Source organism: Clostridium vincentii (genome assembly GCF_002995745.1).
Classification (GTDB): domain Bacteria; phylum Bacillota; class Clostridia; order Clostridiales; family Clostridiaceae; genus Clostridium; species Clostridium vincentii.
The window spans coordinates 25,666-42,128 of sequence record NZ_PVXQ01000009.1 but is presented as its reverse complement, the minus strand read 5'-3'; the positions used below and the strand labels follow the sequence as shown (position 1 = coordinate 42,128).

15 protein-coding genes, 6 tRNA genes and 1 riboswitch are annotated in these 16,463 nt (G+C 33.0%); of the genes, 19 read left to right on the top strand and 2 right to left on the bottom strand.

The annotated features are described in order from the left end of the window. Positions 1–31: 31 nt before the first annotated feature. From atpG to mreB, 9 genes are all read left to right on the top strand, one after another. A complete protein-coding gene (gene atpG / locus CLVI_RS05900; RefSeq protein ID WP_106059187.1) occupies positions 32–874 on the top strand; it encodes an ATP synthase F1 subunit gamma in 843 nt (280 codons plus the stop codon). Between the two features lie 22 nt (positions 875–896). After that, positions 897–2,288, top strand: coding sequence for a F0F1 ATP synthase subunit beta (atpD, locus tag CLVI_RS05895; protein ID WP_106059186.1), 1,392 nt, complete (start codon positions 897–899; stop codon positions 2,286–2,288). Between the two features lie 13 nt (positions 2,289–2,301). Further along, the gene (gene atpC / locus CLVI_RS05890) at positions 2,302–2,709 is read left to right on the top strand and encodes an ATP synthase F1 subunit epsilon (protein ID WP_106059185.1); all 408 of its coding nucleotides are present in this window, start codon (positions 2,302–2,304) and stop codon (positions 2,707–2,709) included. 126 nt (positions 2,710–2,835) lie between these two features. After that, a complete protein-coding gene (locus CLVI_RS05885) occupies positions 2,836–3,465 on the top strand; it encodes a hypothetical protein (RefSeq protein ID WP_106059184.1) in 630 nt (209 codons plus the stop codon). Between the two features lie 21 nt (positions 3,466–3,486). After that, positions 3,487–4,746 carry a UDP-N-acetylglucosamine 1-carboxyvinyltransferase gene (gene murA / locus CLVI_RS05880; protein WP_106059183.1) on the top strand — a complete coding sequence of 420 codons (1,260 nt, stop codon included), beginning with the start codon at positions 3,487–3,489 and terminating at the stop codon, positions 4,744–4,746. Between the two features lie 142 nt (positions 4,747–4,888). Next, a complete protein-coding gene (gene spoIID, locus CLVI_RS05875) occupies positions 4,889–5,929 on the top strand; it encodes a stage II sporulation protein D (protein WP_341458737.1) in 1,041 nt (346 codons plus the stop codon). Between the two features lie 144 nt (positions 5,930–6,073). Then, a complete protein-coding gene (locus CLVI_RS05870; RefSeq protein ID WP_106059182.1) occupies positions 6,074–6,778 on the top strand; it encodes a peptidoglycan DD-metalloendopeptidase family protein in 705 nt (234 codons plus the stop codon). A 117-nt stretch (positions 6,779–6,895) separates the two neighbouring features. Next, on the top strand, positions 6,896–7,147 hold the full coding sequence (spoIIID, locus tag CLVI_RS05865) for a sporulation transcriptional regulator SpoIIID (RefSeq protein WP_106059181.1): 252 nt from the start codon (positions 6,896–6,898) through the stop codon (positions 7,145–7,147). A gap of 86 nt (positions 7,148–7,233) precedes the next feature. Further along, positions 7,234–8,271, top strand: a complete 1,038-nt coding sequence (mreB, locus tag CLVI_RS05860; protein WP_106059180.1) for a rod shape-determining protein MreB — start codon at positions 7,234–7,236, stop codon at positions 8,269–8,271. An 83-nt stretch (positions 8,272–8,354) separates the two neighbouring features. Here the strand turns inward: mreB and yyaC are convergent, their stop codons facing one another. Then, positions 8,355–8,894 carry a spore protease YyaC gene (yyaC, locus tag CLVI_RS05855; protein WP_106059179.1) on the bottom strand — a complete coding sequence of 180 codons (540 nt, stop codon included), beginning with the start codon at positions 8,892–8,894 and terminating at the stop codon, positions 8,355–8,357. A 234-nt stretch (positions 8,895–9,128) separates the two neighbouring features. Here yyaC and CLVI_RS05850 point away from each other — a divergent pair. From CLVI_RS05850 to metK, 7 genes are all read left to right on the top strand, one after another. After that, positions 9,129–9,212, top strand: a tRNA-Tyr gene (locus CLVI_RS05850). 13 nt (positions 9,213–9,225) lie between these two features. Beyond that, positions 9,226–9,301: transfer RNA gene (locus tag CLVI_RS05845), tRNA-Val, on the top strand. 35 nt (positions 9,302–9,336) lie between these two features. Then, a tRNA-Thr gene (locus CLVI_RS05840) sits at positions 9,337–9,411 on the top strand. Positions 9,412–9,420: 9 nt separating this feature from the next. Then, positions 9,421–9,504, top strand: a tRNA-Tyr gene (locus CLVI_RS05835). Positions 9,505–9,539: 35 nt separating this feature from the next. Beyond that, positions 9,540–9,614, top strand: a tRNA-Thr gene (locus tag CLVI_RS05830). Between the two features lie 9 nt (positions 9,615–9,623). Beyond that, a tRNA-Tyr gene (locus CLVI_RS05825) sits at positions 9,624–9,707 on the top strand. Between the two features lie 150 nt (positions 9,708–9,857). Beyond that, positions 9,858–9,958: riboswitch (SAM riboswitch) on the top strand. A gap of 72 nt (positions 9,959–10,030) precedes the next feature. Then, complete coding sequence (gene metK / locus CLVI_RS05820; RefSeq protein ID WP_106059178.1) at positions 10,031–11,206, top strand: methionine adenosyltransferase; 1,176 nt, start codon at positions 10,031–10,033, stop codon at positions 11,204–11,206. Between the two features lie 52 nt (positions 11,207–11,258). Here the strand turns inward: metK and nagA are convergent, their stop codons facing one another. Continuing rightward, entirely contained in the window at positions 11,259–12,395 is a 1,137-nt protein-coding gene (gene nagA / locus CLVI_RS05815; protein ID WP_106059177.1) for an N-acetylglucosamine-6-phosphate deacetylase, read from the bottom strand. A 109-nt stretch (positions 12,396–12,504) separates the two neighbouring features. Here nagA and recD2 point away from each other — a divergent pair, with 109 nt between their 5' ends. The 3 genes from recD2 to CLVI_RS05800 are packed head-to-tail and all read left to right on the top strand — an operon-like array spanning position 12,505 to position 16,378. Further along, complete coding sequence (gene recD2, locus CLVI_RS05810; RefSeq protein WP_106059176.1) at positions 12,505–14,733, top strand: SF1B family DNA helicase RecD2; 2,229 nt, start codon at positions 12,505–12,507, stop codon at positions 14,731–14,733. A 17-nt stretch (positions 14,734–14,750) separates the two neighbouring features. Beyond that, a complete protein-coding gene (locus tag CLVI_RS05805; RefSeq protein ID WP_106059175.1) occupies positions 14,751–15,767 on the top strand; it encodes a hypothetical protein in 1,017 nt (338 codons plus the stop codon). After that, complete coding sequence (locus CLVI_RS05800) at positions 15,740–16,378, top strand: ComF family protein (protein WP_106059174.1); 639 nt, start codon at positions 15,740–15,742, stop codon at positions 16,376–16,378. The genes CLVI_RS05805 and CLVI_RS05800 overlap by 28 nt, the downstream gene beginning before the upstream one ends. Positions 16,379–16,463 lie beyond the last annotated feature (85 nt).

Sequence of the window (16,463 nt, the reverse complement as noted above, 5' to 3'; positions counted from 1 at the left end):
AAAGCTATGCACTTCTTTAGGAGGTGAAGCTATGGGCGCAGGAGGACTAGTTGATATTAAAAGAAGAATGAAATCAGTAAAAAGTACAAGGAAAATAACAAGTGCCATGGCACTTGTTTCTACGTCGAAGCTTAGAAAATGTAGAAAAGAATTAGTTGGTAATGAGGAATATCTAATTGTAGCAGAAAACACAATTAAATCATTAGCAAGCGCAGAATCTGATTCAGAAAGCCCATATTTTAAAAAGAATGATAGTACTAAGAAGTTATACATTGTAATAACTTCTGATTCAGGATTATGTGCAGGTTATAATAATAATGTAGTTGCATATCTTCAACAATTAATTGGAGAACATAAAAATGATGCATCTGTGATTACTGTAGGAAGCAAAGGTGTGTCTTATGTTAGACGCGCTGGGTTAGAAACAGTAGAAGAGTACGTTGATATATCAGATAGTCCAACAATTAAGGAAGTTAAGACTATTATTGCAAAAGCTTTAAGCTTATATAGTCAGAAGATGGTTTCAGAAGTTCATATAGTATATACAAAATTTGTTTCTCCCATTAAACAAGATGTTAAGGATGAATTACTTTTACCTATAGATAAACTTGAAGAAACGGTAAGAGAACAAATTTTTGAACCTAATTTTGAAACTGTATTAGCTAATTCACTAGAAATTTATCTTAAAGGAAAGTTAAGAAGTATTATTTTAAGTTCAAAATGTAGTGAGCAAAGTTCTAGAATGACAGCTATGAACGGTGCTACAAGCAATGCGGATGATATAATATCAGAGTTGAGTTTAAGATATAATAGAATTAGACAAGCAAGTATAACTGAAGAAATATCAGAAATAGTTGGTGGAGCAAATGCTTAAAAATAGTAAGGAGGTATGTTAGATGCCTGGTAAAATTGGGAAAGTAGTTCAAGTAATTGGACCAGTAATAGATATAAAGTTTGATTCGGATTCTCTACCTAATCTATATAATGCCATTAGCATTAGTATGGGTGAAAGAGTAATAGTTGCAGAAGTTGAACAACATATGGGAGATGATGTTGTACGAACAATTGCAATGGAAGCAACTGAAGGCTTGAGACGAGGAATGGAAGCAATAGATACTGGAAAATCTATTCAAGTGCCAGTTGGAGAAGGAGTTTTAGGAAGATTATTTAATGTTCTTGGGCAGCCTGTGGATAATGAAGGACCTGTTGATTATAAGGAAAAGTATCCAATCCATAGGGCAGCTCCAAGCTTTATAGATCTATCAGTTGAGCCTGAAATGTTTGAGACTGGAATAAAGGTTATAGATTTATTAGCACCTTATCAAAAAGGTGGTAAGATTGGATTATTTGGTGGAGCCGGAGTAGGTAAAACTGTTTTAATTCAAGAGTTAATTAACAATATAGCAAAAGAACATGGTGGATTATCTGTATTTACAGGGGTTGGAGAAAGATCAAGAGAGGGTAATGATCTATATCGTGAAATGCAGGAATCAGGAGTTATTTCAAAAACTGCATTAGTTTTTGGACAAATGAATGAACCACCAGGTGCAAGGATGAGAGTGGCGTTAACAGGACTTACCATGGCAGAATATTTTAGAGATAAAGGTCAAGATGTATTATTATTTATTGACAATATTTTTAGATTCACTCAAGCCGGTTCAGAGGTATCAGCTTTGCTTGGTAGAATACCATCAGCAGTTGGATATCAACCCACATTAGCCACTGAAATGGGAGCTTTGCAAGAAAGGATTACATCTACAGTTAATGGTTCTATTACATCGGTGCAAGCTGTGTATGTACCAGCAGATGACCTTACAGATCCAGCACCTGCTGCTTTATTTGCACATTTAGATGCTACAACGGTTTTATCAAGAAGCATTACAGAACTTGGTATATACCCAGCAGTTGACCCGTTAGAATCAAGTTCGAGGATCCTTGATCCAAGAATAGTTGGTAAAGAACATTATGAAGTGGCTACAGAAGTTAAAAATATTCTAGAAAGATATAGAGAATTACAAGATATTATAGCAATACTTGGAGTAGATGAATTATCAGATGAGGATAAAGCTGTAGTTACAAGAGCTAGAAAAATTCAAAGATTTCTTTCACAACCATTTACAGTAGCAGAACAATTTACTGGCATGGTTGGTAAGTATGTTTCTGTAAAAGATACTGTAAAAGGATTTAAACAAATATTAGAAGGAGAGCATGACGATGTTCCAGAATCTGCTTTCTTATTTGCAGGAACTATAGAAGACGTCTTAGCAAAGGCTAAAACTTTAGAATAAGGGGCTGAGAAGAATGGCCAAAACCTTTAAATTTAAAATATTATCTCTTGAAAGAGTGATTTTAGAAGACGAAGTAGAGAAAGTATTCGTGAAAACTGTTAATGGAGAGTTACAATTCTTATGTAATCATGCTCCAATTATACTTAGCACAATACCTTGTGTGACGGTTATTATTGATAAGGATGGTAATAAGATAGAACTGGCTACTTCTAAAGGTATCATGAATATGGTTGATAATGAACTTACTTTTTGTTTGGATTCTGCCGAGAGTGCAGAAGAAATTGATTTGGATAGGGCATTAGCTGCTAAGAAAAGAGCAGAGAAGAGAATACAAAACTCATCAAAATATGATATTGCAAGGGCTAAATTGGCACTGGCAAGATCCATAACAAGAATAAATTTTAAAGAACACTCAAAATAGGGTGTTCTTTTTTTGATTATAAATTAACTTTCACCAAAATAAATAAAATTTATATATTAGAGTATAAAGAAAAACTGAATAAAAATGTAATAGCTGACCATAATTAAGAGGAAAGGTGGGGTGTATATGAAATATAAAATATGCCTTATTTTAGTATTCTTATTTTCCTTTAGTACTATAGAAGCGGTACCTAAAGAAAAGGTAGCTACTGAAATAGAAGGACAAGTTAGAGAGATAAGTTCATTTGTAGAAAATGGAGTAAAAGTTGAATATAAGACAAGTACAGATGATGAATTAGTTTTAAAAGAATTGAAACATAATATTAGTAAGTCCTTTCCAGAAAAGAATATAACCTGTGATGAGGAGCAAATTACAGGAGCAGATAATAGTATGGATATACAAGCTAATATTTATGTTGAAGATAATAATACAATAGTGGAAATTAAAATTATAAATTATAACAAAGAGATTACAATATCAGATTTAATGAAGGACTTGTCCCAATTAAAATCAAAAAATAGTGATGGCATAAAATATTTTCAGTATATAAAGGGTAAAATAAATTATAAAGATAAAATTCTAGAGACCATAAACAATAGATTAGCAATGGAAAACATAAGCACCTTAGATGCCTATAATGGTTATGTTGGAACAGCTAATTTATATGATGGAGAGAAGGTTAACTTTGCAATAAGTTGCTATGATACAGGTTCTTATTTAATTATGGGAACACCAATAATATTTGCAACATACTAACAATTTATTATGGAGGAGAATATGGAAAAAATAATAATTACAGGTGGAAATAAACTAAGGGGTGAAGTAAATATAAGTGCTGCAAAGAATTCAGTACTACCGATTATTGTAGCATCTATCCTATGCCCAGAAAAAATTATCATAGAAAATGCACCAATGTTAGAGGATGTAGTTGTAATCTGTGATCTATTAAGGGAATTAAATTGTGATGTAGATTTATCAAATCATAATGGAAATTTAAATATAAACACAGAAAATCTTCGACCAATAGATACTAATTGTGAACTTATTAGGAAAATAAGGGCTTCTTTTTTACTTATGGGCCCGATGCTAGCCAGGTTTAAATATTGCAAATTATCTCTGCCAGGTGGATGTAATATAGGGAGTAGACCAATTGATTTGCATTTGAAAGGATTGAAGGCTTTAGGAGCAGATATTTCATCAGGGCATGGAATCATAGAAGCCAGGGCAGAAAAATTATATGGTAATAGAATTTATTTGGATTTCCCTTCAGTAGGAGCAACGGAAAATATAATGATGGCCGCAGTATTAGCTAAAGGAACAACAATAATTGAAAATGCCGCAGAAGAGCCAGAGATATGGGATTTGGCTAATTTTTTAAATTTAATGGGAGCTAAGATTGAAGGTGCAGGAACAGGCAAGATAATAATCGATGGAGTAATATCTCTAAAAGGAATATCCTATAAGCCTATTTACGATAGAATAGAAGCTGGGACATTCATGATAGCAGCAGCAATGACTAATAGTATTATTAAAGTTAATGGAATTAATAAAGATCACATCAGACCTCTAATGGAAAAGCTAAAGGAATGTGGAATTATTTTTATAGAAGAAAATTATAGTGTAATTGTTGATGGTAGAGGAATCAAAAAACCTGTTGATATAAAGACTATGCCTTATCCTGGATTTCCAACGGATATGCAGCCGCAGATGATGAGTTTCTTAAGTATGGTGGAAGGATCTAGTATGATTACGGAAACTGTATTTGAGAATAGATTTATGCATGTAGCTGAGCTTGCAAGAATGGGAGCTAAAATTAAAATTGATGGAAGGACTGCTTATGTAGAAGGAGTTAAGTGTATTACTGGATGTGAGGTTAAGGCGACTGATTTAAGGGCAGGTGCAGCAATGATCCTTGCTGGACTAGTAGCAGAGGGCATAACTGAAGTTAAAGATATATATCATATAGATAGAGGGTACGTTGATATAGAGGAAAAAATAAGAAAGTTAGGAGCAAATATTATTAGAGTACAAGAATAAAAGAACAGAATTTATAGAAGAAGGTCTTGCGGAAGGTATTGATAAAGTATCCTCCACAAGGCCTATCTTTATATATATAATAAGTTATATGAAGTGTTACATAAGCATATATTTAAGAGATATTTGATGAGGAGGAAACAGAGTGAATAAAGGTAATATGTTTGAAAAATCAAAAATAGTTATCGCTATGACCTTTTGTATACTAGGATTTATGATAATATTTAGTGTTATTTTTATAGTATCGCCAGAACAACTTTTAAATTCTTATGGTATTGATGAAAATTCAATTAGATATGTTAAGGGTGAAGGGGTATTGGTAAGTGGAACAGATGTAGTAAAAATGTATAATAGAGAAACTGACAAAATAGAAGAGATACCCTTAGAAGATTATATTGCAGGGGTAGTTTCTGCAGAAATGCCTGCTAATTTCAGTGAGGAAGCTATTAAAGCTCAGGCAGTAGCTGCAAGAACATATTATTTCTCTAAGCGATTATCACCTTGTACAGAGGCTAAGGGAGGAGAAATATGCAACTCAACCCATTGCCAAGTTTATATAAGCAAAGAAGAACGTATGAACAGTTGGGCAGGAAGTGAAGCAGAAAATAATTGGAACAAGATTGTAAGTGCAGTAGAGGCTACAAAGGGACAAGTCTTAATATACGATGGCGATATAGTAAAGTATCCTCAATTTTTTGCCACTAGTTCAGGGAAGACTGAAAGTGCGGTTGATGTTCTATCAGATGAAATACCCTATTTACAATCTATTGATAGTCCAGGTGAAGAGATAGCTCCTAAATATGAGACATCAATAGATATCAAAATGGCTGAACTTGTTAATAAGATAAATAAAGTATACCCAAAAGCAAATCTTACAACAGCAGATGCAGCTTTGAAAATAAGTATTTCATCAAGAACAGATGGTGGAGGAGTAAAGGAGATCAAGTTAGGAGAAGAAAGTGTATCAGGAATTAAATTTAGACAGTTATTAGGTTTAAATTCAGCTAACTTTATTCTTGAATTTAGTAAGGATTCGGTTAAGATAAGTTGTAAAGGTTACGGTCACGGTGTGGGAATGAGTCAGTGGGGCGCTAATGCTATGGCTAAAACTGGGGAAAAATATGATGTCATACTAAAACATTATTATACTGGAGTTGAAATTGATAAGATTAAATATGTTAATTAAAAGAAGTTTTAGCTTCTTTTTTTTTGCTCAAAAATCAATGACTCTTTATTAGGATAAAAAATGTAGAAATATAGGGAAATAAAATTAATGTAAAAATGTATTAAGTTATTAATTAAGGAAAGAATAGAGAAAGGAGGTGTTTATATGGATAAAAATTATAAACAAAAGGCAAAAGACTTTTTTAAGAAGGAGGGTTTCTACGTAGTATTATTCGTATGCTTATGTATTATCACTACGGTAGCAACAGTTGCTATCAAAAAAACAAAGGATTCCCAAGCTCAATCAAAGATTGAGGAAAATAGTAATAAAGAAGTTAGTCTAAATATTGATGATAGCAACGTAAATAATGAGGTTCAAAATGCTGAAAGAGTAGAAAATACTGAGAGTGAGGTTGCCACAGCAGAAGTAGTGGCAAATAGCGAAGTTAAGTTTACAAATCCGATAGAAGGTAATTTGGTTAGGGAATATACATATCCTAAACCAGTAAAGATTAGCGAAACTGATTTGAGAACAATTAGTGGTATTGATATTAATGCTGCTGTTGGATCTGATGTGAAGGTTGCGGCTGAAGGTGTTGTTGAGAGCGCTGGGAAAGGAAATGTAGATGAAGGTGTGATAGTCGTAATAAAGCATGCTAATGGAATAAAAACTAAGTATGGCTATCTTGATGCTAGTTTATCAGTTAAGCAGGGAGATACGGTAGCCACTGGAACTGTAATAGGTAAGGTGGGTAAAGTTCCTGTGATATTTGATAATGATGAGACTGAAGGTCGTTTGAATCTACAAGTTTTTAATGCAAATAACGAACAAGTTGATCCATTAAAGTATTTTTCATATAAGAGTAAGTAATAATAGATATAAAAGCTATTAATCAGTCATTTTCGAGATGAAAATGACTGATTAATAAGTGATTTAAACAATGAAACTTGCATAATTATAAATATAGTTAGTTAAGGAGGCATCATTTTGAAAGACTACATTGAAGAAAGGGTACTTGAAGTGGCGCAATATATAATTGAGTCAAAGGCCACAATAAGAAAAACTGCAAAGGTATTTGGTATTAGCAAAAGTACAATTCATAAAGATATGACTGAAAGATTACCAAAAATAAATCCGTTAATTGCAGAAAAAACCCATTGTATTCTAGAACTAAACAAAGCAGAAAGGCATATCAGAGGTGGGATAGCTACAAAATTAAAGTATAAAGCTATTGAATGATAACCATATTATATATATAATTAATTTTATAAAGAAAATACAAAAAAAGTATTATGCTGTAAAAATTAGTTTAGGAGTGAATAAAAATGTGGTTTTGGAGAAGAGGAGCAGATTTAGGTATAGATTTAGGTACAGCCACTGTGTTGATATATGAAAAAGGTAAAGGGATTATATTAAATGAATCATCTGTTGTTGCAATAAATAAGAATAACAACAAGGTTTTAGCTGTAGGAGAAGAGGCTAAAAAGATGATAGGGAGAACTCCTGGAAATATAGTTGCCGTGAGACCGTTAAGAGATGGGGTAATATCTGACTATGACCTAACACAAAAAATGTTAAAAGAATTTATTAAGAAGGCTGTAGGTAAGAGAAATATAGTTGCACCAAAGGTAATAGTTTGTATACCAGTGCAAGCTACAGAGGTAGAGAAACGAGCTATAATACAGGCTACTAGGAACTCAGGAGCAAAAAGAGTTCATATAATTGAAGAACCACTAGCTGCAGCCGTAGGAGCAGGGATAGATATATCTAAGCCGAATGGATCAATGGTATTAGATATTGGTGGTGGTACATGTGACGTTGCAGTTATTTCATTAGGAGGAGTTGTAGTAAGAAATTCAATAAAAGTAGCAGGAAACAAATTTGATGAAGCTATTGTAAAATATATTAGAGTGAAGTATAAGCTTATGATTGGAGAAAAGACTGCAGAGAATCTAAAGATTTCTATAGGAACTGTTTTTAAAGGAAATAGAGATATTTCTACTACAATTAAGGGAAGAAGTCTAGTAAGTGGATTACCAGATGAAATAGAAATATCTACAGATGAGATTAGATTGGCTTTCGAAGAAACTACTTATTCTATTGTACAAAGTGTAAAAAATGTATTAGAGAATACTCCACCAGAATTGGTAGCAGATATTATTGAAAATGGAATTTTAATGACTGGTGGAGGTTCTCTTTTAGATGGATTAGACAAGCTTATTCAGTTTGAGACTGGAGTTAATGTACATGTAGCAGAAAATTCTGTAGAATGTGTAGTCGAAGGCATGGGGAAAATGTTGAATTATTTAGATAAATTGGACCAAGACATAAATTCACAAGAGATTGTTTTGCTATTAGAATAATGAGGATATGCAAAAAAAAGATTGGAGATACAAAATCCAATCTTTTTTTAATATTATTTTGTATTTAATAGTGTTAAATTCTTTTATATTTTTATATTTATGCCCTTATTCAAGTAATAGGCATGTAATATACCTTTAGAGATTACTTTAGCCATATCTAAGACTAAGGATAATCTTATGGAACGAGATGAAAAAAAATCATAGTTATCACTAGCATCAACGATTCCAATAATAGAGGCCATTCCCACATCAGGTAGTGACTTCCCTACACCTTTACCTGGGTGAATTGCATAATCTCTAGTGTGAATTTCTCCTATAGATTTATTTTCGCCTAAACAGGCATCAATGCCTATTATACAGGCGGTAGGATGTGATTTGTTAATTTCGTCTAATCTTTTATCTATATTTAATGCGTGAATCGGAGTTGCCACGGTACCATATATGGGAAGCGGAAATAAGTTATCTTCCAATATAGTTCCAACTAAAGGACCAAGACAATCTCCTATACATCTATCAGTTCCTATACAAACTATTATTGTATCATCATTAATAAAATCCCGTATCCCTTCAGCAATTTCATAGTAAGATAGTGCAGACTTATAATGTATTTTTCTTTTAACCACCTAGTACACCTCCCCATGACTAAATATATGAAGAGAAAGTACGAAATAGTATTTAAGTATTAAAAATATAGACGGTATATTAAATTGAAGAAATACCTATTAAACAAGAGTAATATAGAAATAATTGAGCTAAATAGTGCTATTGTAGGGTTGAAATAAAAGCCGGTTGAATATATACTAACTATTGTTGGCCAAATGCGGATATAAAGTGTTGATACGACAAAATATAAATATGGATGAGTTCCCGAGTGGCTAAAGGGGGCAGACTGTAAATCTGTTGCATTCGCTTCGATGGTTCGAATCCATCCTCATCCACCATATTTAATTTAATGGGCGCATAGCTCAGCTGGGAGAGCACCTGCCTTACAAGCAGGGGGTCATAGGTTCGAGCCCTATTGTGCCCACCATTAAATAAAAATCAATCAATTAATTTAATAAGCATGCTGGCATGGCTCAACGGTAGAGCAGCTGATTTGTAATCAGCAGGTTGTAGGTTCGATTCCTATTGCTAGCTCCAGTAAAATATGGATGAGTTCCCGAGTGGCTAAAGGGGGCAGACTGTAAATCTGTTGCATTCGCTTCGATGGTTCGAATCCATCCTCATCCACCATTAAATAAAAATCAATCAATTAATTTAATAAAAATGCTGGCATGGCTCAACGGTAGAGCAGCTGATTTGTAATCAGCAGGTTGTAGGTTCGATTCCTATTGCTAGCTCCAATAAAATATGGATGAGTTCCCGAGTGGCTAAAGGGGGCAGACTGTAAATCTGTTGCATTCGCTTCGATGGTTCGAATCCATCCTCATCCACCATCATTAAAGCAAGATTATTCTTGCTTTTTTTTATGCTTATTACTTATAAATTGGTAGGTTAATATTTATAAACCTGAGAATGATTTTTTAAATATATTATTGAATTTCAAAAATTAATGTGCTATTATCTATGTAACAATTAAATAGAAACTCTTATCAAGAGAGGTGGAGGGATAGGGCCCTGTGAAACCCGGCAACCTGTAATATTACAAGGTGCCAATTCCGTAGATAATATGTCTACAAGATGAGAGAGATTAAGAAATGAGTCTCTTCTTTATGGAAGGGTTTTTTTATTGTAAAGAACTATTGAAAGGAGAATTAAGATGAAAAGACTATTTACATCAGAATCAGTTACAGAAGGACATCCAGATAAAATGTGTGATCAAATATCAGATGCAGTGTTAGATGCTATTTTATCAGAAGATCCAAATGCAAGAGTTGCATGTGAAACATGTACAACAACAGGAATGGTTATGGTTATGGGAGAAATAACTACTAATTGTTATGTGGATATTCCAAAGGTTGTTAGAGAGACAATAAGAGAGATAGGTTATGATAGAGCTAAATATGGATTTGACTGTGATACATGTTCAGTTATGATTACAATCGATGAACAGTCAGTAGATATAGCGATGGGAGTTAATGAGGCTTTAGAGTCTAGAGCTGGAGAAAAGGATGAAGTTGAAGCTGTAGGAGCTGGAGATCAAGGTATGATGTTTGGGTTTGCAACTAATGAAACACCGGAATATATGCCTCTTCCAATAGCAATGGCTCATAAACTTTCAAGAAGACTTACAGAAGTCAGAAAGAATGGTACATTGAAATACTTAAGACCAGATGGTAAAACTCAAGTTACAGTTGAATATGAAGATAATAAGCCAAAAAGAATAGAGGCTATAGTTATATCAACTCAACATGGAGAGCAAGTAACTTTAGAGCAAATTAAAAAGGACGTTATGGAATATGTAATAAAATCAGTTGTTCCAGCAGAATTATTAGATGATAATACTAAATACTACATAAATCCAACAGGTAGATTCGTAGTTGGTGGTCCTCAAGGAGACTCAGGGTTAACAGGAAGAAAGATTATTGTTGATACATATGGTGGATATGGAAGACATGGCGGTGGAGCTTTCTCAGGAAAAGATCCAACAAAGGTTGATAGATCAGCGGCTTATGCAGCTAGATGGGTAGCTAAAAACTTAGTTGCAGCAGGAGTTGCAGACAAGCTTGAAATTCAATTAGCTTATGCTATAGGAGTGGCTAAACCAGTATCAATAGAGATAGATACCTTTGGTACAGGAAAAGTTGATGAAGAGAACTTGGTTAGAATAGTACAAAAAATATTTGATTTAAGACCAGGTGCTATAATAAGAGACTTAGAGTTAAGACGACCAATATATAAACAAACTGCAGCCTATGGACATTTTGGAAGAATAGATTTAAATCTTCCATGGGAACAACTTAACAAGGTTGAAGAAATAAAGAAATTATTATAATAAAAAGGCAACTACTGGATTAAACCAGTAGTTGCCTTTTTTTAGTTTTAGGCTAATTTTCAAAGACTAGCTTCCCTAAAACAAAAACCTTCTTAACGTTAATATTCTCATCAAACAAAATTAAATCAGCATCATAACCTTCTTTTATAAGGCCTTTATGATCTTGGACCTTGCAATGCTTTGCCCCATTATATGAAGCCATTTTCACTACTTCGTATAAAGGATAGTTGGAATTCTTATAAACATTATTGACAGCTCTATCAAGAGTTAGTACTGAACCAGCTAAAGCACCATTTCTAAGACGTGCAGCACCATTCGAAACTGTTACATCTTGACCTCCTAATAAATATTCGCCATCAGCCATACAACAGGCCTCCATAGAATCACTAATTAACAAAACCTTATCAGTACCTTTTTGTTTATAAGCAATTCTAAGGGCCGAATAGGATATATGAATTCCGTCAGAAATAGTTTCAGTGCTGATATCACTATCAAAGGTAGCACCAACAACACCTGGCTCTCTATGGTTTAGAGGAGTCATTGCGTTGAAAAGGTGAGTTGAGTGAGATGCGCCGTTCTTAATTGCCTCAATTGCTTCCTTGTAGGTTGCCTTAGTATGACCTAGGGAACAGACAACTCCCTCCTTAGAGAGCTTCTTAATAAGATCTGTAGCTCCATCAAGTTCCGGGGCTAAGGTAATGGATACAACGGCATCCTCTGCATCACCAACTATGGCTTTGTAATTTTCAATAGATGGTAGAATTACAAAGTTTGGATTTTGAGCACCTATAGCATTAGGGCTAATAAAAGGTCCTTCTAAATGAGCACCTAAAACATTAGCACCTTCTGTTCCTTTAAACTTAGCTTGTTTAATTACTTGCATTGAGGTTTTGATAGCATCCATTGACACAGTCATGGTGGTAGGAGTAAAAGATGTAGTACCGTGTTTAACAATAGTTTTCGCTATAGTATTAATTGATTCAAGAGTTCCATCCATAGTATCGCAGCCACCTGCACCATGAATATGGACATCGATAAAGCCTGGAGATAGGTATAAACCTTGGCCATCAAGTACAACATTAGTTCCGTCGTCAGTAGGATTTAATTCTTTTATTTTACCATTTTCAATTAATACAGAACCAGCTTCAATCCTATCAAGATAAATAACTTTACAGTTTTTAATTATCATTAAATTTACGCCTCCTAAAGTCTATAAGAAATACTGTATTATCCTATGCTATAATTATAGTACATTAGGGAAAGAATAAAAATAATTATATTAGATTTGGAGCGATAATATGTATGTCTTAGAAGGCTTTGTGGAAGGGATTGTTTATAAAAGTGAAGAAACAGGCTATGTGGTTGCTAAAGTGAATTCTAAGAGCAAACAAGTTACAGTAGTCGGAACTGTCCCCTTCCTTAGAGAGGGACAGCAGGTTAAGTTAAGTGGGCAAATAAAGATACATAAGCAGTTCGGTGAACAATTTAGTATAGATAGTTGTGAAGAAATATTACCAAAGTCAATAGCTGGAGTGGAGAAATATCTATCTTCAGGGATTATTAAAGGAATTGGACCTGTTACTGCGAAAAAGATGATTGAGCATTTCGGAGACAGTACACTAGAAGTATTAGAAAATAATATAGATAGATTACAAGAGATAGAAGGAATAGGTAAAAAGAAGTTTGATATTATATGTCAGTCCTATTTAGAGCAGCATGACTTGCAAAATATAATGATATATTTTCAAGGGTATGGGATAAATCATGGGCAATGTTTGAAAATATATAAAAGCTTTGGCTCTAATGCAAAGGATATTATTGAGAAGGACCCTTATTTATTATGCAGAGAAATAAAAGGAATTGGTTTTGCAACAGCAGATAGAATAGCTAGTTTAATGGGTATAGATAGGGAGTCTAGTTCAAGAATAAAGAGTGGGATAGAATTTATCCTAGGAAGATTTTGTGCTGCAGGTAACACGTTTATGCCAAAGGATAAGGTTATTTGCGAAACAGCAGAACTTATTGGAATTAAAGATGAGCTGGTAGAGGAGAATATCTACAATCTAGTAGTTGAAGAAAAGCTTTATGTTGAAAAGATAGGAAAGATACAGGGTGTATTTTTATCTATGTATAATTATAGTGAACTTGGAATCACAGAGAAAATATCAAAGTTATCAATGCAGAATTATCAGACTATAAACACAGATATTCAATTTGAAATAAAAACTTTTGAAAATATTAATGGAATTACATTTGCAGAATCTCAAAAAGAGGCAATAGAAGGAGCTTTTAATAATGGGATAGAAATTATAACAGGAGGACCTGGTACAGGTAAGACTACAATTATAAAATCTATTATAGAGATATATGAAAATCAAGGAATGAAGGTTTTACTTGCAGCCCCTACTGGAAGAGCAGCGAAAAGGATGACTCAGTCTACGGGAAGAAATGCTAAAACTATTCATAGACTCTTAGATATAACTGCAGAAGATGAACCTGATGATATGATGAAAGAAAGAATGATGGAAGAACCCTTAGGTGCAGATGTAGTTATAATTGATGAAGCATCAATGATAGATATATTTTTAATGCACAATTTATTAAAGGCTATAGGTATGGGAACTAGATTAATAATTGTCGGAGATGTGGATCAATTACCATCGGTAGGTGCAGGAAATGTACTTAAGGATTTAATTAGAAGTACATTAATTAAAGTTGTAAGGTTAAAAGAAATATTTAGACAAGGTGCAGAAAGTTTAATAATTACTAATGCTCATAGAATAAACGAAGGAAAAATGCCTTTTTTGAATAGAAAGGATAGTGATTTCTTTTTTATTCAAAATGAAAATGTAAATGAGATTTTAAATGTAGTACTAGATCTAGTTAATAGAAGACTTCCAAGCTTTAATAAGAATTGGGATAAGAGGCGAGATATTCAGGTTTTAAGCCCTATGAAAAAAGGAATACTTGGGGTAATTAATTTAAATGATAGACTACAAGAAATATTAAATCCGCCAATTCAAGGGAAGAGAGAGAGAAAACAAAAAAACAATATCCTTCGAGAAGGGGATAAGGTCATGCAGACTAAAAACAATTATTCTATTAAATGGACAGCATATAATGATGAGGATCGTATAGACGGAGAGGGAATATTTAATGGAGATATGGGATTTATTCAGGGAATTAGTCATGATGGTAGAAATTTAACTGTTATGTTTGATGATGATAAAAAAGTTATATACAATGTAGAAAACATGGAAGAACTTGAGTTAGCGTATGCAATAACGATACATAAAAGTCAAGGAAGTGAATTTAAGGTTGTGATAATACCTTCATTTATGGGTTCACCATTTTTAATGAATAGAAACCTTTTATATACAGGCATTACACGCGCTAAAGAATTGGTTACTGTTGTAGGATATCAAAGGGCTTTAAATTATATGGTTACAAATTCAACTAGCGCTGAAAGATATTCTTCATTAGAAAGTAGAATAAAGGAGTTACTTTCTAATGAAATTCTAGAGTAGAAGGAGATGGATAGGGGATGAATAAAAAAGATGTGCTAAATTATGGAGAATTAGATTTTGCTGTAAAGAAAATTGCTCAATGGTACAAAAAAAAAGTTAAATGTTTATCTATAATTACAGCACCTTATAATTCAACATTAATTTTTATAGATATAATATTAGATGTGATAAAAGAAGGGAGAAGAGTTCTTTATGTCTGTGGAAGTGATAGGGGGAATAAGGAACTTATTGAAGGATTGGAAAAGACAAAAACGACTATAACTTATGGTCATTTAGAAGAAGAGCAAGAGAATAATAATATTAATTTTATACATTATAATAATTTGTCAAAAGTAGAAGTCAAATATGAATTAGTAATATTTGATGACATATCAAATAATTCACTACTAACAAAGAAAAGTTTAAGAGAAATGTATCAATTCTCTTGTAGTCTTGGGGAACGGGGAATACTTTATTCTATAGATAATGTATCGCCTTTGGGAGACTCTTTTGAATTAATTCCAATGTACGTTAACAAACCATTTGTGGAGCCTAGATTTATTACTACAAGGATAGATTTGAAAAAAGATATTCCCTATAGTTTATATGATTATTTAAAATGGTTTAGAAATCAAAAAAAGAGAGTTGTATTATTTGTGCCTGATTCAGAGAAGTTAGCTTTAGTTTATGAATATTATAAGAATAAACTTAATATGGATGGAGCTAGAATTATGATGATTTCCAAGAAGGATGATAGAAAGGCGAAGAAGTGTTGTTTAAAAATAAAAGATAAGGCAATATTTATAATAACAGACTATATGGAGGTATCACTTGAAGACTCTATGATAGAAGGTGCTATAGTTCTTTTCGCTGATGATAAGAATTACAGTTATAAAAAGCTTATGTATATATGTGGAAATATTGGTCGGATAAATAAAATACTGCCAGAGGTGCTATTTGTATCTAGAGATATTACAGAAGCTATGGACAATGTAAAAAATATGGGAAGAGAGTTTAATAAAATGATATGGGAAAAAAGATTAATAAAGTCATAGGCCAAATAATAAGAGGTATTCTTGAAATAATATACCCAAAGGAATCTACATGCATAATTTGTAATGAGTCTGATGTAGAGGGGATTTGTTATAAATGTAAAAGTAAGATAACGTTCTGTAAAGAGGAAGAACTTTGTATTGGCTATTATAAAGGACCTCTTAAAGAGTTAATACTAGCGTTTAAGTATCAAAAGGATTTTTCGGCTGGAGAGGTTTTGGTTAACCTTATTGAAAAGAAAGTTATGAACCTAGGGAATGATTATTACTTAACCTTTATTCCGATTAGTAATAAAAGCCTTAGGGAACGTGGATTTAATCAATGTGAATACTTGGCTAAGGAATTAGGTTTTAGAAATAATATAAAGGTAGTAGATACATTGGAAAAAATAAGGGAAACTAAAATTCAAAAAACTTTAAGCAAGGAAGAAAGGGCAGTGAATCTTCAGGGTGCTTTTAAAGTTAAGAACGGGAATCAGGTTTTTGGAAATAAATTTTTATTAATTGATGATGTTATTACAACTGGCGCTACCACACAAGAAGGTATACGAGCACTAAAAGAAAATGGTGCAAAAGAGATAAAAATATTGACTCTTGGCAGATCTCATATATAATATTAGTATAAAGCTAGGTCTGTGGTTGAAAGTCGATGCCAGTCGCAGGCAAAACGATCCACGTAACCTAGGCAAAGTTCTAGTG